Here is an 18,396-nt window from a genome sequence, read left to right on the forward strand (position 1 = left end):
GTGGAGGGGTTCTCGATCTCGGGCGGGATAGCGCTGCGTGTAGTTGGCGGCGGTGAACCTGGCCGGGTGTTTCGACTCTTGTGATGACGTGAACGAACTCAGAACTATCCAGACCGATGTGGTGATGGAATTCGGCCCCTTCCACTACTACGTCCAACGTCGCCTGATTCTGCAGGGAGATCGACCGCTGCGGCTGGGTAGCCGGGCCTTGGATATCCTCCACTTACTGCTCGAACATGCGGGCAACGTAGTCAGCAAGGAGACTATCCTGGCGCGCGTCTGGCCGACGACGGTAGTCGAGGAAATTAACCTTCGGGTACATATCGCCGCCCTACGCCGCGCCCTATCCGACGGCAAAGGCGGCAAGCACTACATTGCCAATATCCCGCAGCGCGGCTACAGCTTCATCGCCGACGTACAGCTGACCTCCGCCGATGAATTGGCACCACATGAACCGAACGGCAAGCCGCTGCACAATCTGCCGGGACGACTGTCGCCAATCTTTGGGCGTGATGCCGTCGTCGACGAGCTGATCCGCAAGTTACCGACCCGGCGTCTAATGACGCTGGTCGGGGCAGGCGGGATGGGTAAGACGACCATCGCGCTGCGCCTGGCCGAGCTGTTGTTGCCGCACTACCACGATGGCGTCTACCTCATCGACCTCAGTGTCCTGGTCGATCCAACGCTGGTCGCGGCCAAGGTTGCCCGCACACTAGGCCTTGCGCCGCTCAGCGAGCACGACCCGTGTGACCTGGGTCGCTATCTGAATTCCCGCCATTTACTGCTAGTGCTGGACAACTGCGAGCATCTGATCGAGAACTGCGCCGCGCTGATCGAAGGCCTGCTCAGGAACGCTCCGCGCCTGACCATCCTGGCGACGAGCCGTGAGCCGCTACTGACTGATGGTGAGTGTGTACAACGGCTGGATGGGTTGACTATTCCACCGAGATCGTTGGCGCTCGAGGCAGCCATTGGCTGTTCGGCCGTCCAACTGTTCGTCGCTCGGGTAGAGGCGCACCTGCCGGGTTTTGTCCTGCGTGAGCAGGATGTCGCTGTGGTCATCGAAATTTGCCGGCGGTTGGACGGCATCCCGCTGGCAATCGAACTAGCCGCCGCCCAGGTCGGGATGTTGGGCCTGCGCGGCCTACTGGGGCAACTGGAGCACTGCCTGCAACTGCTGACCCACGGGCGCAGGACGGCGGCGTCACGTCATCAGTCTCTGCGGGCGACGCTGGATTGGAGCTATGCGCTGCTCAGTCCGTCCGAGAGAACCGTGCTGCAAAGGTTCTCGGTGTTCAAGGCGGCACTCTCGCTGGATATGGCGCTCAGCCTCATCAACTGCATGCAACTCCAAGAGGCGCAGGTGTTCGAGGCCATTACCCAGCTGGTGGCCAAGTCCTGGTTGGAGGTGGAGATGATCGACTCGGTGGTGCACTACCGATTGCTAAACACCTCGCGTACCTACGCGCTGGAGATGCTCAGGGGCAGCGACGAGAATCGACAGGTCCTGCAGCGTTATGCCGGACATAAGAACATGCGGGTGATCCAAGGCGGCTACAAGCAATCTTGAGGTTGCTCAGACAGACGCGGCGAGCGCCGCGCATTTGTCGAGCAGTTGCCTCGCCGCCAGCAGGTCTGGGGTGGTGAAACCCTCCGTGAAACGCCCGAACACACGCTTGAGCAGCGCGTGGGCGTCCTGCCAGCGGCCTCGTTGCTGCCATAGACGTGCGAGGCTGCAGGCAGCGCGGAGCTCCCAGGCCAACGCGCCTTGGTCACCGGCGATGTTCAGCGCCCTGGCCAGGAGCGCCTCGGCTCCGTCCAGGTCCTGAACTTCACCGTTAAGCAGGGCCTCGGCCTCGACGCGTAACACTTCCGCCGTGACCCAGCCGGCCTGTCCGGATCGTGCGCGTGCGAGCAACGTGTCATCGGCATAGCCAGGGTTCAGGGTAACCATAATGTCTTTGATCAGGCCGTCGCCAGGCAACGCTGGCTCGTTCCCTAGAGACACTCCAGGGGTCAAAGTTTCGCGTGCGTAATGCTGGGCCCAGCCAAGGAACATGTTCATGGAAAGCTCGCGAGTCTGCTCTAGCAGCAACTCGAGCAAATCGCGGCTGGCTTCGGCGTTGCCGTTGTAACGGGCGATCACCCAGGCTGATAGCGCCAGCGTGTAACACAGGGAGGTTCGATGCTCACGGCGCTTGGCCACATCAACTGCCTGAAGCGCCCGTTGCCAGGCCTGCTCAGGGAAGCCCTGCAGCCAAAGGATGCGAGCCAACAGAGTAAGGGCTGCGACCTCCTGGTCGTACTGCACTCCAAAGCCGTTTGTATAGTTGCCAGCAGACGGGGCCCGTACAATTTGTGTAAGCGCAGCGATAGCATGCCGCTTCGCCTGCAACTGGTTGCCGGCGAAGTGCTGGGCCAGACCGCTCAATCGCTGCAAACTCAGCGCCATTTCGGGGCCGTCACGCAGGCTAAGGCGGTCAAAGTGGCGAGTCTGCTCGAGTGCAGCCTGGTAGTCAGCCCGACACAGATTGACCGCCATCAGCCCCGACGCGGCCATGAGTTGACCGGTCAGGTCCTGGCAGCGCTCAGCCAGTCGCCCCGCACTGACGAAAGCGTCGATTGTGTCCTGCGTGCCGCCGCGGGCGTGGTACCAGGCGCTGCCTAACACGAGTTTGAGCTTCACTTGCAGAGCTGGGCAGGGTTGCTCATCGGCCTGCAGCGCGGCCAGTGCCTTGACCACATAGCGGCTGTGCTCCTTGAGAAGGGACAGCTCCTGCCAAAGTGGTGTCGAGCAGGCTGTGAGGTGAATGGCGAGCGCTTCATCACCTGGCGACGCGAAACTCCAGTCGAGCGCTGCACACAGATCATCCAAGTGCGTTGCGAAGCGCCTGATCCACTGTCGTTCAGGCGTGACAACCCACTCCTGATGGGCCTGGTTCATCCAGGCCAGGCAGTAGTGTGCGTGCCGTCGGCGCACAACCTCCTCTTCTGCCGCAGCGCGCAGCCTTTCCAACGCGTAGGTGCGAGTCGTATCCAGCAAGCGGTAATACGACTGCTCGTCGCCAACGTCCGCGTTCACCAGCGACTTGGCCACCAACTGACCCAGCGTTATGCACAGCTGCGGCGCGACTTGGTCGTCCCCCATCAGTGCAGCAGCGGCGTCCAGGGTAAAGCTGGCGGGGAACACACTTAGCCGACGCAGGCAGGCCTTCTCATGTTCCGGAAGAAGTTCATGGCTCCATTCCAAGGTAGCGCGCAGAGTCTGCTGGCGGGCGGGAGCGGTACGCCGCCCCCGGCTGAGCAAACGAAAACAGTTGGCCAACTGCGAAAGCACACCGGTCAGGCCCAAGGCGCCAAGTTGTGCGGCGGCCAACTCGATAGCCAGGGGAATGCCGTCCAGGCGTCGGCAGAGTTCGGCGGCTAACGGCAAGTCGCTGTCGCTCAGCTCGAACCGGCCCTGGCTGTCGACGGCCCGCTCCAATAGCAGCTGTAGCGCAGGGAAACCCATCGCCTGCGCTTGCGTCATGGCTGAAGTGGCTGGCGGGCAGGCAAGGGGGCCGAGGCGATACACCTGCTCCCCCTCTGCGCGCAGGACCTCGCGACTGGTGGCCAGGACGTCGAGGCGTGGAGCCGATCTGAGCAGTGTTTCGGCGAAGTCGGCTACCGCGTCGATCAGGTGTTCGCAATTGTCCAGGACCAGCAGCATATGCCGATCACGCAGGTAGCCGGCCAACTGGGGCATGAGTTCCTCGCCGTGCAGAGGCACGTGGAGCGCAGCGGCAAGAGTCGAAGGTAGCTGCTCCGCTTTGTCGAGCGGCGCCAGGTCAAGTAGTCGGACGCCCTGTGGGTAGTTCGCCAAAAGCCGATCTGCGACATGCAGCGCCACCGTGGTCTTGCCAATTCCCCCTGGCCCCACCAAGGTGACAAATCGCCGTTGGCGCAGTTGCCGAACCAGACTCTCGACTACCTCGCCGCGTCCGATCATGGGGCTCAGGCGCGGAGGAAGGTTGTGTTCCGGCATCCTGATCGTATCCTCCGCCGGCTCCTGCCAGGAGACCGGGGCAACCAGGCAGTAGCCGCGCAGGGGAATGGTCGCGATATAGCGCTGGCCTTCTCGGTCATCCCCAAGGGCCTTGCGCAGGGCGGCAATATGCACCCGCAAATTGATCTCTTCGACGACATTGTCGGGCCATACCCGAGCGATCAGTTGCTCCTTGCTAACCGCGCTACCAGCGTGCTCCAACAAGACCAGCAGGATGTCTAATGCACGACTGCCCAAATGCACGGGGCGGCCGTCAGCCAGCACCAGGCGCTTGTGAACGAGCACGTGGTAAGCGCCGATGCGAGCCACACGAGCGGCCGCACCAGTTATCGGCTGCTGGACCTCCCCTACTGCTGGATTGGCTCCGACCAGGTCGGCAATTCCGTCTAACACCATGTGCGAATACCTGTGTCTGTCGAGTGACGGGCTGCTATGGCTCGCGACACTAATTCCCGACATGGTGCTGGGACGTTTACAGCGGTGCAAGAGCGCAATGACGAAAGCGTGACCCGTCGGCGAGACAACGAGGATTAACAAGCATTAACTCGCCCGAATGGTCGGGTAAGGCCAAAGATGTCGTCCCAGACGACGTGCACCCGAGGCCACCACCTGGAGGTGGTATCTCGCTCAATCATTAAGGGGAGACAGATCATGAGCCTGCCGAGAAGCCTTATCGTCACTGCACTTGGCCTTGCCAGCAGCCTTACCTTGGCGGCCGGGAGCCCCGGGGTTGAGCAGGACACCCAGAACTTTCTCGAGGCCCTGGAAGCGGGTGGCGGTAAGCCGCTGGAGCAGATGACCGCCCAGGAGGCTCGTGCTGTTCTGGTCGGTGCACAGGCCTCGGTCAAAGTCGACCTTTCCGGAATCCGCACTGAGGAAAAGACCATCCAAGCGAGTGGTCAGCCGATCAAACTGACCATCGTTCGCCCCGAAGGGGCCGTAGGCAAGCTGCCGGTGTTCATGTTCTTCCATGGCGGCGGCTGGGTCCTCGGCGACTACCCGACGCACGCACGCCTGATTCGCGACTTGGTAATGAACTCCGGGGCGGTCGCTGTCTACGTCGATTACACCCCGTCGCCCGAGGCTCACTACCCCACCGCGATCAATCAGGCCTATGCCGCCACACGCTGGGTAGCCGAGCATGGCGAGGAGTTATCGGTCGACGCTTCGCGCCTGGCGGTAGCCGGCAACAGCGTCGGCGGCAATATGGCGGCGGTGGTGAGTCTGATGGCCAAGGAAAAGGGCACCCCGCAAATCCGCTTCCAGGCCCTGCTTTGGCCGGTAACGGACGCCAACCTGGAAACCGCCTCCTACAACCAGTTTGCCCAAGGCCATTTTCTGACCAAACCGCTGATGAAGTGGTTCTGGGACAGCTACACCACCGACAACCAGCAACGCGCAGAAATCCATGCCTCGCCTTTGCGTGCTTCGCTCGAGCAGCTTCAGGGATTGCCACCCGCACTGATCCAGACGGCCGAGTTCGACGTGCTGCGCGACGAGGGCGAAGCCTACGCCCGAAAGCTCGACGCCGCCGGCGTCACGGTGACCGCCACCCGGTACAACGGAATGATCCACGACTTCGGCCTACTCAACCCACTGTCGCATATCAGCGGCACGCATTCGGCCATGCTGCAAGCTGGAACGGAGCTGAAGAAACACCTGCAATAGAGCGTTTATCCAACGGGACCAGCAGTTGCTGAAAGTTTTCACAACCCTGGTGACCTACGGGCCTAGCGTCATTGCTTTCGGTCGGTGCGTTGCCGGCCCCCTGGGCAAAGCGATCTGGATCTATTGAGGTGTGGACCACCGCAGGACCTTCCAATGGACGAACTCGGCATAGTCACATTGATCGTGCGCCACAGGATCAAAGCGGGGCAGGAAGATGCGTACGAGCAATGGCTACGGCGCACCACCCGCATCGCCAGTACCTACCCGGGCCATCAGGGGGTAAACGTGATACGCGATCTGGATCGATTTGTTTGCGTGCTGCGCTTCGCCGGTACTCATGAGCTTCAGTGCTGGCTGGACTCCAATGAGCGTAGGCACCAGGTCAACGAGGTAGCGCCGCTGCTGATCGAAGGCGACCAGACCGAAACCGATACCAGCCGTGAGTTTTGGTTTGCCCCGAGCTCCGCGGTGCCACCGGCGCGCTGGAAACAAGCCTGCATCACCTTTCTGGTGATCCTGCCCCCGAGCCTCTTGGTGCCACTGTTGTGGCAACCGGTGTTCACTCGGCTACCGTGGCTAGGAGGTTATGTCCTGAGCAATGTGCTGATCACGCTGAGCATCGTTGTCTTGGTCGTATACCTGCTGATGCCCAAAGTCACCGCCCTATTCGCCGCCTGGCTAAACCCGAGTTGAGAGAGGGAGCAACCCATGAGGAATGACGAGACTGATCCTCGGCGCCGTAATCCTCTTGCCAGCCATTCGGTACGCGGCGTGGCAGCGGTGACGCAATCTAGTTGGCCAACTCGATCAACTGCGTCGACTTCAACGAGCAGCACGAGCGCTCGTGGCAAGCCCGCTATGCTCTCAATCTCGCCGCGCTCAGCGTTCCCGGCCTGACCTTCATGGTCCGCCAGCGACACCGCCCTGCCGCTACAAGGCAAGGAAGGACGCCATTGGGAGCGCTATATCGGCCTGAGCCACGTCCTCACTTCCGACCCTACGAAAGACCACTCCTTGTCTCTTTCCCACCTTACAACGCATAAGCCGGGGCCGACGTCGAAAGCCTCAACGTGATCCCGTAATATCCCCTGAAAGGTTGGCTCTGATCATGCCCCAATCGACCCTCTCCCCCTGGAGCCCACTGCGCCAAACCACCTTCCGCTGGCTGTGGCTGGCAAGTGTCGCTTCGAACATCGGCACCTGGATGCATGAAGTTGGCGCCGGGTGGTTAATGACTTCGTTGTCCGCCAGTCCGATGAATGTGGCGTTGGTCCAGGTCGCCGGCTCCGCACCGATGTTCTTTCTTGCGCTGCCGGCCGGGGCTCTGGCGGACATCGTTGACCGACGACGCTTTCTGTTGCTCGTGCAGATGTGGATGGCTCTGGTGGCCATGACTCTGGCGCTCCTGACACTGGGTGGGCTGATCACGGTACCGCTGCTGTTACTGCTGACCCTCGGCATGGGCATCGGTACGGCCTTGATGATGCCTGCCTGGTCGGCACTTACCCCTGAGCTTGTAGGCAGGGCCGAGCTACCGGCCGCCATCGCCCTGTCCAGCGTCGGGGTCAACGTGGCGCGCGCCGTCGGCCCGGCAATCGCCGGAGTACTGGTCAGTCTTAGCGGACCTTGGGCCACCTTTGCCCTCAATGCCTTGTCGTTCTTCGCAGTGATCTCGGTACTTTTTTTCTGGCGTCGTGAAGTTGCCCCAGCGGTCATGCCAGCTGAGCGACTGTTCGGAGCGATGCGTGCCGGCTGGCGCCACAGTCGTGCCTCTGAGCCGCTGCAAGCAGTACTGGTCCGCGCCTTCGCATTTTTCTTCGGCGCCAGCGCCGGCATGTCGCTGCTGCCGCTGATCGTGCGGACCGAGCTTCATGGCAGCGCAACTGACTTTGGTCTACTACTCGGCTGCGTCGGCGTCGGTGCAGTAGCCGGGGCCACGCTGCTGCCACACCTGCGCCCGCGTATTAGCGCCGACTGGCTGGTTGCACTGGCCAGCCTGCTGTACGCGCTGGTGATAGTCGCCCTGGCTTTCGTGCGCGACCTGCGCCTGCTGATCCCGGTAATGCTGCTTAGTGGCGGAGGTTGGATCGCGGTGCTGTCGAGCCTGCAGATAGCGGCACAGACCTCGGTGCCGAGTTGGGTCAGAGCACGGGCGCTGTCGGTGTACATACTGGTGTTTTTTGGCAGCATGGCCGCCGGCGGCATGCTCTGGGGCTTCGTCGCCAGTCACAGCTCGATCCCTCTGGCGCTCTGTGCCGCAGCCGCAGCCCTGTTGCTGGGTAGTGGCGCCACAGCTTGGTTCAAGCTGCCGGTTACCGACGCGGAAGACCTGGCGCCCTCGTTGCATTGGCCCATGCCGATGCAGGTCGCCGACCAGGATCCGGATCGCGGGCCTGTGATGGTCACCCTCGAGTACGACATCGCCCCTGAGCATTGGTCGGCCTTTCAGGCGGCCATGGCAGAGGTGCGACGCATGCGCCAGCGCAACGGTTCGTTTTCCTGGGGGCTCGTGCAGGACGCGGAGAATCCGCGTATTTGGTCTGAGTTTTTCTTCGACGAATCCTGGCTCGAACACCTGCGCCACCACAACCGGGTCACTCGCGCCGAGCAGCGTATCGAGGCCAGGGCCAGGCGCTATCAGACCGAAGGCATCGTGATTCAGATCCGCCACCGGTTATCCGGACAGGCAGGCTGAATTATCGCAACCTGATGAACAGCTACGCGGCGCTGACCAACTTACAGCTGGCGTCTGGCTAACCCTGTCCAGTTCAGGGGCGGCCAGACGCGCCTGCACACTCGCCTTCAACCGGCCTGGTTACCGAGGCAGTCGCCACGCCCGGATTGAGCCCGGAAGCCGAGTAACCATCGCAGCGCACGGTCGCGACGAACGTCGTCAGCACCAACAGTTTATCCATGGCAAGTCTTCTGGCTCTCCGGCCTCAGCCATTCGCAAAACCACGAGGCCGCAGAATGAACATCAGCATGGCCCCCGCCGGTGGCAATGCAGACAGACACGCGAAAGACGCCCAGCCAATGTACTCGTAGAGCGGGCTGGCTATCAGCGAACCCAGAGCCCCACCAGCGAAGATGCTGGTCATGTACACCGCGTTCAGGCGAGCCCGGATGTTCGGGTCAAGGGCGTACACCTCGCGTTGACCGAGCACCATGTTCAACTGGACGGCGAAATCCAGCAGCACGGCGGTAACAACCATCCATGTCCAACCGCCCCCCGGCAGCGAACCGGCGAGCAGCGCGAGAGGCGCCAGCAAGAGAGCGAAGGCGGTACTGCGGGTACTGTGCCCAGAGTCAGCCAAGCGCCCGGCGATGGGCGCAGCTATGGCGCCAACCGCCCCGACCAGGGCGAAGATCGCGACCTCGGTCTGGCTGAAGCCGTGCTGACGGACAAGCTCGATGGGCGCGATGGTCCAAAAGCTACTGAAACTGGCGAACAGCAAACCCTGGTAGAGGGCGCGTTCTCGCAGTACTGCGTACTTCCGGGCCAGAGTGAATACCGACGCGATCAGTGCGCCATAACTGGCCCGATGCGCCGGCAGCCGACGCGGGAGTAGAAACCCCATCACTAGCGCCATCAAGGCCATCAGGGCCGCCGCACTGTAGAACACCCCACGCCACCCAAAGGCTTCAGCCAGTGTGCTGGCCAGCGGACGTGACAGCAGGATTCCCAGCAGCAGGCCACTCATGATGTTGCCCACCACGCGGCCACGGGACTCTTCCGGAGCCATGTGCGCGGCGAGTGGGACAAGGATCTGCACAGCTACCGAAGTCAAACCAATCAGCAACGAGCAGACGAGAAACAGAGGTGGTGTTTGGCTGAACGCTGCAGCCGCCAGGCACAGGGCCGCTGCAAGCGTGAAACCGACAAGCAGTCGCCGGTTCTCCAGCAGATCTGCCAGGGGCACAAGGAACAGCAGGCCCAGGGCGTAGCCGAACTGGGTCAGCGAAACAATCAGGCTAGCGTGAGCAGTAGAAAGACCAATGGACGGAGCGATCAGCTCCACGATCGGTTGCGCGTAATAGAGGTTGGCGACTACTGCGCCGCAGCAGAATGCGAGAAACAGCACCAGGGATTTGGACAAAGTCGGCGGCGCAACGGCTAACGCCGTCCTGGAGTGGGCGGTTGCGGGGTTACCAGGGGACATGGCGGAACCTCATCGGGTGGGTTGAGAGTTGACGGCGCCAGACTATGTCGCCCACCGGTAATTCAGAATCCGGCTGCCGCACAACACACCGATGCGATTTACGCAACGCTGCACCGGCATTGCCCTGGCACGCGCAACATGCCATTGCGCCCGGACGCGATACTCCAAATGGGTTTCCGGTAGGGGCGAATTCATTTCCGGTAGGGTGCGCCGTGCGCACCGGCGGTTTGACGTGGTGCCGAAGCCGATCCCGGAATCGGTGCGCGCAGCGCACCCTACGGTCGAGACCAGGCGAAAGTGGGCGGCCTTGTGCACGGGGGAGGATTCGCCCCCTTCCAGGGGGCTAGCGCAAGCAGGCCGAAGGTCTGCACTTCGAGCCTGCAGGGGGACGAGGTCCGAGTAGGGCACGGCATCTCTCCCCCCAGCCCCCCTCCCAGAGGGAGAGGGGGGCGGTCCGCATTAGAAGGCGAAGCAGGAACAGCCCAGCGCGCCCCAGAAGCCCTGGTAATCACTCACCGGCACGCTGGATTGCCGTGCCCGTTCGTGGCTGTGGGCATGCACAGCGCAGGCGCCGACGCATTGGTGGACCTGGGCGGCTAGCGGCGCGGCGGGCTTCCAGTGGCCGGGGACCTTGGCCACCGGCGACCACTCGGGCAGCACCGGCAGCTGCGGCGGGCTGAGCTTGTCGAACTCGGCGGCGGCATACACCACCTTGCCGTCGACCACGGTCAGCACCGACTCGATCCACTTGATGGCCTCCTGCTCGACGCTGAAGAAGTCCGCCGACAGCGCCGCGAGATCCGCCAGCTGGCCCACCTTGATCTGGCCCTTCTTGCCCTGTTCGCTGGAGAACCACGCGCTGCCGTGGGTGAACAGCTGCAGCGCGGTCTCGCGGGACAGGCCCTGGGGGTAGAGCTCCATCCCACCGACGGTGCGGCCGCTGACCAGCCAGTAGAGCGAGGTCCAGGGGTTGTAGCTGGACACCCGGGTGGCGTCGGTGCCGGCACCCACCGGCACGCCTTCGGCGAGCATGCGCTGGATCGGCGGGGTCTGCTCCGCCGCCTTGGCGCCGTAGCGGTCGACGAAGTACTCGCCCTGGAAGGCCATGCGGTCCTGGATGGCGATGCCGCCGCCGAGGGCCCGCACCCGCTCGATGTTCTTCGGGCTGATGGTTTCAGCATGGTCGAAGAACCAGGGCAGGCCGTTGAACGGGATGTCGCGGTTGACCTTCTCGAACACGTCGAGCATGCGCGAGATGGATTCGTCGTAGGTGGCGTGCAGGCGGAAGGGCCAGCGCTGTTCCACCAGGTGGCGCACCACCGGTTCCAGTTCCTGCTCCATGGTCTGCGGCAGGTCCGGGCGCGGTTCGAGGAAGTCCTCGAAGTCGGCGGCGGAGAACACCAGCATCTCGCCAGCGCCGTTGTGGCGGAGGAAGTCGGTGCCATCGCCCGGCTTGACCAGCTTGCTCCAGGCCTGGAAGTCGGCCAGTTCTTCCTTGGGCTTCTGGGTGAACAGGTTGTAGGCGATGCGCACGGTCAACTGGTCCTGCTGGGCCAGTTCCTGGATCACCTGGTAGTCGTCCGGGTAGTTCTGGTAGCCGCCGCCGGCGTCGATGGCGCTGGTCAGGCCGAGGCGATTCAGCTCGCGCATGAACTGGCGGGTGGAGTTGACCTGGTACTCCAGCGGCAGCTTCGGCCCCTTGGCCAGGGTGGCGTAGAGGATCATCGCATTGGGCCGGGCGATCAGCATGCCGGTGGGGTTGCCATTGGCGTCGCGCTGGATCTCGCCACCGGGCGGGTTGGGGGTGTCCTTGGTGTAGCCGACCGCTTTCAGCGCAGCGCGGTTGAGTAGGGCGCGGTCATACAGGTGGAGGATGAACACCGGGGTGTCCGGCGCCGCGCGGTTGATCTCTTCCAGGGTCGGCATGCGCTTCTCGGCGAACTGGAATTCGTTCCAGCCGCCTACCACCCGTACCCATTGCGGGCTGGGGGTGCGCTCGGCCTGGTCTTTCAGCATGCGCAGGGCATCGGCAAGGGAGGGCACGCCTTCCCAGCGCAGCTCCAGGTTGTAGTTGAGGCCACCGCGGATCAGGTGCAGGTGCGAGTCGTTGAGGCCGGGAATGACGGTGCGCTGCTTGAGGTCGATGAGCTGGGTGGCGTCGCCGCGCAGGGCCATGGCTTCGGCGTCGGTGCCGACGGCGAGGAACTTGCCGTCCTTGATGGCCACCGCACTGGCGGTGGGCTTCTCGCGGTCGACCGTGTGCAGGCGGCCGTTGAACAGAATCAGGTCAGCGGTCATGGAACCCCCTTGGGTGCTGGCATGGGCGGAGCCGGTGCTACCGGCGAAAGGCAGTGCGGACCAGAGCGCGCCGGCGGCGCCGAGCACGCTGCTGGCGGCGAGGAACTGGCGGCGGCTGTTGCTGGATGGGTCTTCGCTCATGGCCCCTCCGTGGATCAGCGTTGACTGAGCCAGCCGGCGAAGAAGCGGGTCACCGGCGGCATGAAAAGATAGACAACCAGCAGCACGATGCTGGCGGTGATCACCGCGTTGCTCGGCACATAGCCACCCAGCCAGGGCAGCAGCCGAAACAGCGGCTGCCAGAGCAGCGGTACCAGCAGGGCCAGCGGCAGGATCACGAGAAAGGTGACGCAGGCCTGCTTCCAGCGCGGTGGTTGGAGTGTGTCGACCGGCGTAAACCAGAACTCCGCGTCGTCGTGGACCAGCGGGTGGTCACCCTCCTCCAGCAACGGCTGCACTTCCTCGATCAACACAGCACGTTCAGCCGAGTCAATCCACGCTTGCAACTGCGCGGCCTGGGCAAATCGCACCACAGTAGTGAACGTCACTCCCCCGCCGTCCGGACGGATCACATTCACACCCAGGTGACCAGGTTGGAGCCGTGCCGCCTTGACTGCCTTACGCAGCCAAGATTCGTACTTCGGCAGCGAACCGCCGCGAACCTTGTGCTGGATCACCAGAGTCACCACGCTGTTCAGGTCGATGGCTTCAGTGCTCATAGGCGCCCCATAGGCTTGTTCGTCGATGCCGCCAACTATGGCCCCCTCTGTCGCCCCAGGATTGGACGCATGTGCTGCAGCGGCACGCCCCATGTAAACACGCGTTAACCAGGATTAACCCGCATTAACTGGCCACCCGCGGCGCCTCCCCCAAAGATCTGCTCCAGGCAGTCGGAACCGGGAGAGAATGAGCATGCTGCAATCCAAGATCATGACCGCGATATCCGCTGCGGCACCAATCCAGCGGTATCTTGCGCCATGGCAACTTGAGCGTGCCCTGACGCTGTTGCTGGAGCATCTGGACAGCGGCATTGATGTGACCACCTTGGCCGCCGCGTGCCGTCTCTCGCGAAGCGACTTCAGCCGCAAATTCAAGGTCAGCACCGGGCATTCGCCGCAAGCCTGGCTGCGCGTGCAACGGGTCGAAAAAGCCAAACGCCTGCTGGCTGAGGCGCGTCTGCCGCTGGCAGAAATCGGATTGGAATGCGGGTTCTGCGACCAGGCCCACTTCTGCCGAATCTTCAGCCGCCTGGAAGGCATCACGCCACAGGGCTGGCGGCGCCTGGCGAGCTGAGCACATAAGCGCGGCAGGCGCAGCACGTGCTCACCCTCGGCGCGAAGCGGCTCGCGGCTGGAGGCCCACACGTCGCCACAACCGGCAGTGACGCTCTTGGAACAGATAGCGGCTAGTCACGGAGAGCACCTCCAACGGCCCCCGAAACATCAAGCGCCAGAACATCGAGATACGGCACTATCGCCGCCATTCTCATCGAATTGTCTTTCCTGCAATCACTCGCTTGCTGTCCCTGACCGGAATAGGCCACCCACTCCTGTCAAGCGCCAATCAACTCACCCCAGTCGAGGGTGAATAGAACGTTTGCACTCTTGTCTGTGAGGAGTGTCGAGCACATCTGTCCAAGAAATGCCTGGCCATAGGAATACATAGTTTCGGCGTACCGTCGGCCCTGCAGCCGGCGATCCCTCGCGCAAGAAATGCGCATATCACCCAAGGAGATACGCCCATGGCCACCGCTTCTGCCGTTCCCGGCAAGACCCTGTTGAATCCCACCGACCACACCCTGATCATGATCGACCATCAGTCGCAGATGTCCTTCGCGACCAAGTCGATCGACGCAGTGACCCTGCGCAACAACGCTGCGCTGGTATCCAAGGCAGCCAAGGAATTCGGTGTTTCCACCATCCTGACTACCGTCGCCGAGAAGAGCTTCTCGGGCCCGATCTTCGATGAGATCAAGTCGGTTTTCCCGGATCACCACATCATCGATCGCACCAGCATGAACACCTGGGAAGACCCGCGCATCGCCGTCGAAGTGAACCGTTTCGGCAAGCAGAAGATTGTGCTGGCCGGCCTGTGGACCTCCGTATGCATCGTCGGCCCGGCGCTTTCCGCCCTGGACCAGGGCTTCGAGGTCTACGTGATCGCCGACGCCTGCGGTGATGTTTCCACCGAAGCCCACGAGATGGCCATGCAGCGCATGATCCAGCTCGGCGCGCGCCCCATGACCTCGCTGCAATACCTGCTTGAGCTGCAACGCGACTGGGCCCGTGGCGAAACCTACGACCAGACTGTAAAGACCTCCATCGAGCACGGCGGCGCCTATGGTCTCGGCCTGATCTATGCCAAGGCCATGTTCAACGCCAGCGAAGGCCACTGAGCCCGAGCGGGGAGCGGCCTTGCCGCTCCCTAATTCGGCTGGCCTGCCCCAGTGGCCGTACGCCGTTCCGGCGATGCCTTCCACAGCCACGCCAGTTCCACCAGCAGCGCCAATCCAATCGCGCCGCCAGCAACTGCGAACAGCGGACCGTAGTACCCTTGGCTGGCGCTGAACATTGCCGAATAGGCGTAACCCGCGATGGCCTGGAAGCTGGCAAAGGCCACCGTGGCACGGCTCCAGGTGGTGTTCTCCACCACGTGCCCGGGGACCAGTTGATGTAGAGGAACCGGCCTGTCTGCGGGCCTCCATGGAAGATGGTCCGACTATCCTCGGACCAGCCCGCCGGCATCTCTTCAACGTCTGGGCTATGCCGGCGCACGCATGAACTGAATCATGCGTTCACGCAGCCAACGCTCGGCCGGATCGTTGTCATGAGCAGCACTCCAAACCATCGACAATTCTGCCGGCCTGATCTCCAAGGGTGCATCCTCGGCACGCAAGCAACTGTCCTCCACCAAGTTGCAGGCAGCGTAATCGGGCACCGTGGCGATCATTTCGGTATTGCGCAGCAGTGCACGCAAACTGCCGAACTGGGGCACGGCGAGCACCACGCGGCGGCAGCGGCCGATACGCTCCAGATCGAGGTCGATAGCGCCGTTCAGATCGCCGGAGAACGACACCATTACATGAGGCCGCGCGCAGTACTCCTCTAGGGTGAGCGGTCCGGGACGGTTGTCGGCGCGAAGTACCTTTACGTCGATATCACGCAATTTGCGGCGTTTGGCGTTGGCCGGCAGATCGGTGGTGTAGCTCACCCCGGCGGTGATCTCGCCTGAGGACAACAATGACGGCATCAGCAGGTAGTTGGCGCGGCGCACCACGACGACAATGTTCGGCGCCTCCTCCTGCAACTTCGCTAGCAGCGCCGGGAATAGACCGAACTCGGCATCGTCGGACAGACCGAGGCGGAAGATGTTGTTGCTGCTAGCCGGGTCGAAGGTCCTGGCCCGACTCACCGCACAGGAAATCACATCCATCGCCGGACGCAGTTCTTCCAGTATGTGCAGCGCCCGCGACGTAGGTTCCATGCTCCGCCCGCTGCGCACCAGCAACGGGTCGTCGAACAGATCGCGCAGGCGGCCCAGCGCGGCGCTGACGGTGGACTGGGTGATGAAGAGCTTCTCGCCGACGCGGGTCAGGTTCCGCTCGATCATCAGCGACTCGAAGATCACCAACAGGTTCATGTCCAGGCGACGCAGGTCATTTCGGTTCATGGTCCATCGCTCCCAAGGCTGACACATCAATCGAACACATTTGCGGCCGCCTTTCCTGTACAGGTGTGCTCGACCAACGCAGGTGCTCTTTGGGTCCTCCTACAGTGGGAGGGTGGCTTCGCCGCTTACTCAGCCATGCGCCGGGTAATCGGTGTAGCCACGATGGTCTCCACCGAAAAAGCTCGCTGGGTCTGACGTGTTGAGGGGCAAGCCCTCGCGCAGACGGCGGGGCAGGTCCGGGTTGGCGATGAACGGCCGGCCGAAGCGATCAGGTCCGCCCGACCACGAGTGAGCGTCTCTTCCGCGCTCTTTGCGTTGTAGCCGCTAGCCAGGGAGCCGCCGATGACCAGCGCGCGCCGTGCAGATCGCAGTGGAATGCTCAGGTCAGGCATGGTTTTGTTCTCCAGTTGGGAGGCAATCTATGCTTGACTCTGTCGAGTGATAATCCGGCCGGATTGGTTAATTTCGTTGCGAAGGACGCAAAGGTTAATCATGGACAGTTTTGCTGCGCTCAAAGCATTCGCCGCCACCGTGGAGGCAGGCGGCTTCGCGTCGGCCGGCCGGCAGATGGGCGTGGCGACCTCGTCCGTCACCCGGCAGGTGGATGCCCTGGAGCAACACTTGGGCACGCGGCTGCTCAATCGCTCGACTCGACGGGTCACGCTCACGGCCGCGGGGGAAAGCTATTACGAGCACGCGGTGCGTCTGCTGGCGGACCTGGAAAGCGCCAACCTGGAGGTCAGCGAGGCGGAAGGTCCGCCTCGCGGTCGACTCCGCGTCAGCCTGCCGGTTGCCTTCGGGCAGTTGCATATCGCACCCGGCCTGCACGCCTTCAATGAGCACTACCCCGGCATCACCCTGGACCTGGTGCTGTCTGACGATGTGGCTGACCTGGTGGAACAGCGGCTCGACCTCGCCATTCGCCTGGGCGGCGTGGACTCCCCCCATGTCGTGGCCCGGCGGATGGCACCCCATCGCCGCTTGCTCTGCGCCAGCCCGGAATACCTACGCCGCCATGGCTCTCCCAGTTCCCCGGCGGACCTCGCGCACCATGCCTGCCTGACATTTGCCTTCGCGCGCGGCAGCCGGCTGTGGCAGTTCAGCGGACACAGCGAAGAAAGCGTGCATGTGAGTGGCCCACTGCGGGCCAACAACTCGCAAGTGCTGCGCGAAGCTGCACTCAACGGCATGGGCCTGGTCCTGATGCCCAGTTGGCTCCTGGGGGAGGACATCGTGGCCGGCAGGCTGCAGGTGGTTCTTCCGCAATGGAAGGCCGGGCTCGACAGGGAAGATGGAGGCGTGCACGCCCTGTACCTGCCCAACCGGCGTAATTCGAAGAAAGTCCGCGCATTCATCGATTTCTTCACCGAACGCTTCGGCAATCCGCCCTACTGGGACCATTCAAGCCCCTGATAAAGCCCGCCGAGCCGCGGACTGAAGCGTCCTCGGCAATGCAGTGGTTGCCGGACAGAGCCACAGGCACCGACTTGTACTGCCCGCCTGGCATCCTCGATCCCGTCATTTTTCACCTCACCCAGTCATTGCTGCCCGCCCTGAGGATGCCCGATAAGGCGAACCAGCTTTTCGTCAACCAAGTGGGGCTCGCGTTGTGCACGCACATCAGTTCGCAACACGGAAATGTAGGCACCTGGCAGGAGCCGGTCAGGGAACTTTCCGCGGTGCAGGTGAAATGCGCCAAAGGGCTTATTGCCAACCGCTTGGCCGATAGCCTCTCGGTTGCCGAACTGGCGCAGGAATGCTCGCTCTCCCGCGGCTCCTTCACTCGCGCTTTCAAGCAAAGCACTGGAATGACACCTCCTGAATGGCTGCTGAAAATGCGCGTTGAAAAAGCCAGGCAATCGATGTTGCACACACGGCTCAACGTGTCGCAGATCGGCCTGGACTGCGGCTTTGCAAACCAGTCCCATTTCTCCAGAGTCTTCCAAGGAATTGCCCGCACCTCCCCGTCCAAGTGGAGGCGCTTTCACGGGTCGGGAGATCAGGACGGACAGTGGCACTGTTCGTTCAATCGAGCACACAGGTACAAGAAACGGACAGAGGCATGACTCATCGTGGTTCCTGCCCACCAACCTTGGAAGATCTCGCCATGTCCCTCTCCTCGACCGACTGGGCCCTGCTGTTCCTGCGCGTGTCCGGCTGCCTGCTTCTGCTCTGGGTTCATGGTCTGCCCAAACTGCTGAACTTCAGCCGGGAGCTGACTGTGATCGAAGACCCGCTCCACCTCGGCGCCTGGACAACGCTGGGCCTGGCGATCTTTGCCGAAGTGCTGTGCCCGCTGCCGATCATCCTCGGCGTGCTGACGCGACTGGCGTGCCTCCCGATCCTGGCAGTGCTGCTGGTTTCGCTGATCCTCGTGCATCCGGAATGGAGCCTAGCCGAAGGGCAGTTCGCCTGGTTGCTGTTGATCATATTCGTCACCGTGCTCATCGCCGGTCCGGGTAACTTGTCCCTCTACGGAAGGTTGCCAGGGCGGAGACCAGCGCCTGCATGGCTCACCTGAGTGCTCAGCCCATGGCCCGACTCGTGTTCCGGAGC

17 protein-coding genes and 1 pseudogene are annotated in these 18,396 nt (G+C 62.7%); 10 read left to right on the forward strand and 8 right to left on the reverse strand.

Annotated elements, in window-relative coordinates:
• Positions 1-88: 88 nt before the first annotated feature.
• Positions 89-1,570 carry an ATP-binding protein gene (locus J7302_RS04335; protein ID WP_215370989.1) on the forward strand — a complete coding sequence of 494 codons (1,482 nt, stop codon included), beginning with the start codon at positions 89-91 and terminating at the stop codon, positions 1,568-1,570.
• A gap of 6 nt (positions 1,571-1,576) precedes the next feature.
• Here J7302_RS04335 and J7302_RS04340 read toward each other — a convergent pair whose 3' ends face one another.
• Positions 1,577-4,441, reverse strand: a complete 2,865-nt coding sequence (locus tag J7302_RS04340) for an ATP-binding protein (protein WP_215370993.1) — start codon at positions 4,439-4,441, stop codon at positions 1,577-1,579.
• A 255-nt stretch (positions 4,442-4,696) separates the two neighbouring features.
• Between J7302_RS04340 and J7302_RS04345 the strand changes: the two genes are divergently transcribed.
• The 4 genes from J7302_RS04345 (at position 4,697) to J7302_RS04360 (ending at position 8,408) form a co-directional block, all read left to right on the forward strand.
• Positions 4,697-5,713 carry an alpha/beta hydrolase gene (locus tag J7302_RS04345; protein WP_251701876.1) on the forward strand — a complete coding sequence of 339 codons (1,017 nt, stop codon included), beginning with the start codon at positions 4,697-4,699 and terminating at the stop codon, positions 5,711-5,713.
• A 153-nt stretch (positions 5,714-5,866) separates the two neighbouring features.
• On the forward strand, positions 5,867-6,406 hold the full coding sequence (locus J7302_RS04350; protein ID WP_215370996.1) for an antibiotic biosynthesis monooxygenase: 540 nt from the start codon (positions 5,867-5,869) through the stop codon (positions 6,404-6,406).
• Positions 6,407-6,507: 101 nt separating this feature from the next.
• Complete coding sequence (locus J7302_RS04355; protein WP_251701877.1) at positions 6,508-6,756, forward strand: OprD family outer membrane porin; 249 nt, start codon at positions 6,508-6,510, stop codon at positions 6,754-6,756.
• 65 nt (positions 6,757-6,821) lie between these two features.
• Complete coding sequence (locus tag J7302_RS04360) at positions 6,822-8,408, forward strand: MFS transporter (protein ID WP_215370999.1); 1,587 nt, start codon at positions 6,822-6,824, stop codon at positions 8,406-8,408.
• Between the two features lie 73 nt (positions 8,409-8,481).
• Here the strand turns inward: J7302_RS04360 and J7302_RS04365 are convergent, their stop codons facing one another.
• From J7302_RS04365 to J7302_RS04380, 4 genes are all read right to left on the reverse strand, one after another.
• A complete protein-coding gene (locus tag J7302_RS04365) occupies positions 8,482-8,628 on the reverse strand; it encodes a hypothetical protein (RefSeq protein ID WP_215371002.1) in 147 nt (48 codons plus the stop codon).
• Positions 8,629-8,652: 24 nt separating this feature from the next.
• The gene (locus J7302_RS04370) at positions 8,653-9,873 is read right to left on the reverse strand and encodes an MFS transporter (RefSeq protein ID WP_215371005.1); all 1,221 of its coding nucleotides are present in this window, start codon (positions 9,871-9,873) and stop codon (positions 8,653-8,655) included.
• Between the two features lie 459 nt (positions 9,874-10,332).
• Positions 10,333-12,312, reverse strand: coding sequence for an amidohydrolase (locus J7302_RS04375; RefSeq protein WP_394359071.1), 1,980 nt, complete (start codon positions 12,310-12,312; stop codon positions 10,333-10,335).
• 14 nt (positions 12,313-12,326) lie between these two features.
• Positions 12,327-12,890 carry an antibiotic biosynthesis monooxygenase gene (locus J7302_RS04380; protein ID WP_215371008.1) on the reverse strand — a complete coding sequence of 188 codons (564 nt, stop codon included), beginning with the start codon at positions 12,888-12,890 and terminating at the stop codon, positions 12,327-12,329.
• A gap of 193 nt (positions 12,891-13,083) precedes the next feature.
• On the opposite strand from J7302_RS04380, the gene J7302_RS04385 reads away from it, so the two are divergent.
• Positions 13,084-13,464: a helix-turn-helix domain-containing protein gene (locus J7302_RS04385; protein ID WP_215371011.1), complete on the forward strand. Its 381-nt coding sequence runs from the start codon at positions 13,084-13,086 to the stop codon at positions 13,462-13,464.
• Positions 13,465-13,912: 448 nt separating this feature from the next.
• Positions 13,913-14,566: a hydrolase gene (locus tag J7302_RS04390; protein WP_215371014.1), complete on the forward strand. Its 654-nt coding sequence runs from the start codon at positions 13,913-13,915 to the stop codon at positions 14,564-14,566.
• A gap of 29 nt (positions 14,567-14,595) precedes the next feature.
• On the opposite strand, the gene J7302_RS04395 is transcribed toward J7302_RS04390, so the two are convergent.
• The 3 genes and pseudogenes from J7302_RS04395 to J7302_RS26385 form a co-directional block, all read right to left on the reverse strand.
• Positions 14,596-14,823: a hypothetical protein gene (locus tag J7302_RS04395; RefSeq protein ID WP_349814423.1), complete on the reverse strand. Its 228-nt coding sequence runs from the start codon at positions 14,821-14,823 to the stop codon at positions 14,596-14,598.
• A gap of 108 nt (positions 14,824-14,931) precedes the next feature.
• Positions 14,932-15,840 carry a LysR family transcriptional regulator gene (locus J7302_RS04400; protein WP_215371017.1) on the reverse strand — a complete coding sequence of 303 codons (909 nt, stop codon included), beginning with the start codon at positions 15,838-15,840 and terminating at the stop codon, positions 14,932-14,934.
• 129 nt (positions 15,841-15,969) lie between these two features.
• Positions 15,970-16,172: pseudogene (locus J7302_RS26385) on the reverse strand (oxidoreductase); the annotation flags it as partial.
• A gap of 160 nt (positions 16,173-16,332) precedes the next feature.
• Between J7302_RS26385 and J7302_RS04405 the strand changes: the two are divergent.
• From J7302_RS04405 to J7302_RS04415, 3 genes are read left to right on the forward strand one after another with little or no spacing between them, the layout of a single operon-like run.
• A complete protein-coding gene (locus tag J7302_RS04405) occupies positions 16,333-17,253 on the forward strand; it encodes a LysR family transcriptional regulator (RefSeq protein WP_215371020.1) in 921 nt (306 codons plus the stop codon).
• A 38-nt stretch (positions 17,254-17,291) separates the two neighbouring features.
• Positions 17,292-17,906: a helix-turn-helix domain-containing protein gene (locus tag J7302_RS04410; protein ID WP_215371023.1), complete on the forward strand. Its 615-nt coding sequence runs from the start codon at positions 17,292-17,294 to the stop codon at positions 17,904-17,906.
• A gap of 41 nt (positions 17,907-17,947) precedes the next feature.
• A complete protein-coding gene (locus J7302_RS04415) occupies positions 17,948-18,361 on the forward strand; it encodes a DoxX family protein (RefSeq protein WP_215371026.1) in 414 nt (137 codons plus the stop codon).
• Positions 18,362-18,396: the final 35 nt, after the last annotated feature.

Source organism: Metapseudomonas boanensis (genome assembly GCF_018704125.1).
Lineage (GTDB): Bacteria > Pseudomonadota > Gammaproteobacteria > Pseudomonadales > Pseudomonadaceae > Metapseudomonas > Metapseudomonas boanensis.

Bases quoted from the DNA above. Each gene is read 5' to 3' on its own strand.
- J7302_RS04340 (WP_215370993.1), bottom strand. From the start codon at position 4,441: ATGGTGTTAGACGGAATTGCCGACCTGGTCGGAGCCAATCCAGCAGTA.
- J7302_RS04345 (WP_251701876.1), top strand. From the start codon at position 4,697: ATGAGCCTGCCGAGAAGCCTTATCGTCACTGCACTTGGCCTTGCCAGC.
- J7302_RS04350 (WP_215370996.1), top strand. From the start codon at position 5,867: ATGGACGAACTCGGCATAGTCACATTGATCGTGCGCCACAGGATCAAA.
- J7302_RS04360 (WP_215370999.1), top strand. From the start codon at position 6,822: ATGCCCCAATCGACCCTCTCCCCCTGGAGCCCACTGCGCCAAACCACC.
- J7302_RS04365 (WP_215371002.1), bottom strand. From the start codon at position 8,628: ATGGATAAACTGTTGGTGCTGACGACGTTCGTCGCGACCGTGCGCTGC.
- J7302_RS04370 (WP_215371005.1), bottom strand. From the start codon at position 9,873: ATGTCCCCTGGTAACCCCGCAACCGCCCACTCCAGGACGGCGTTAGCC.
- J7302_RS04375 (WP_394359071.1), bottom strand. From the start codon at position 12,312: ATGAGCGAAGACCCATCCAGCAACAGCCGCCGCCAGTTCCTCGCCGCC.
- J7302_RS04380 (WP_215371008.1), bottom strand. From the start codon at position 12,890: ATGAGCACTGAAGCCATCGACCTGAACAGCGTGGTGACTCTGGTGATC.
- J7302_RS04385 (WP_215371011.1), top strand. From the start codon at position 13,084: ATGCTGCAATCCAAGATCATGACCGCGATATCCGCTGCGGCACCAATC.
- J7302_RS04390 (WP_215371014.1), top strand. From the start codon at position 13,913: ATGGCCACCGCTTCTGCCGTTCCCGGCAAGACCCTGTTGAATCCCACC.
- J7302_RS04400 (WP_215371017.1), bottom strand. From the start codon at position 15,840: ATGAACCGAAATGACCTGCGTCGCCTGGACATGAACCTGTTGGTGATC.
- J7302_RS04405 (WP_215371020.1), top strand. From the start codon at position 16,333: ATGGACAGTTTTGCTGCGCTCAAAGCATTCGCCGCCACCGTGGAGGCA.
- J7302_RS04410 (WP_215371023.1), top strand. From the start codon at position 17,292: ATGCAGTGGTTGCCGGACAGAGCCACAGGCACCGACTTGTACTGCCCG.
- J7302_RS04415 (WP_215371026.1), top strand. From the start codon at position 17,948: ATGTCCCTCTCCTCGACCGACTGGGCCCTGCTGTTCCTGCGCGTGTCC.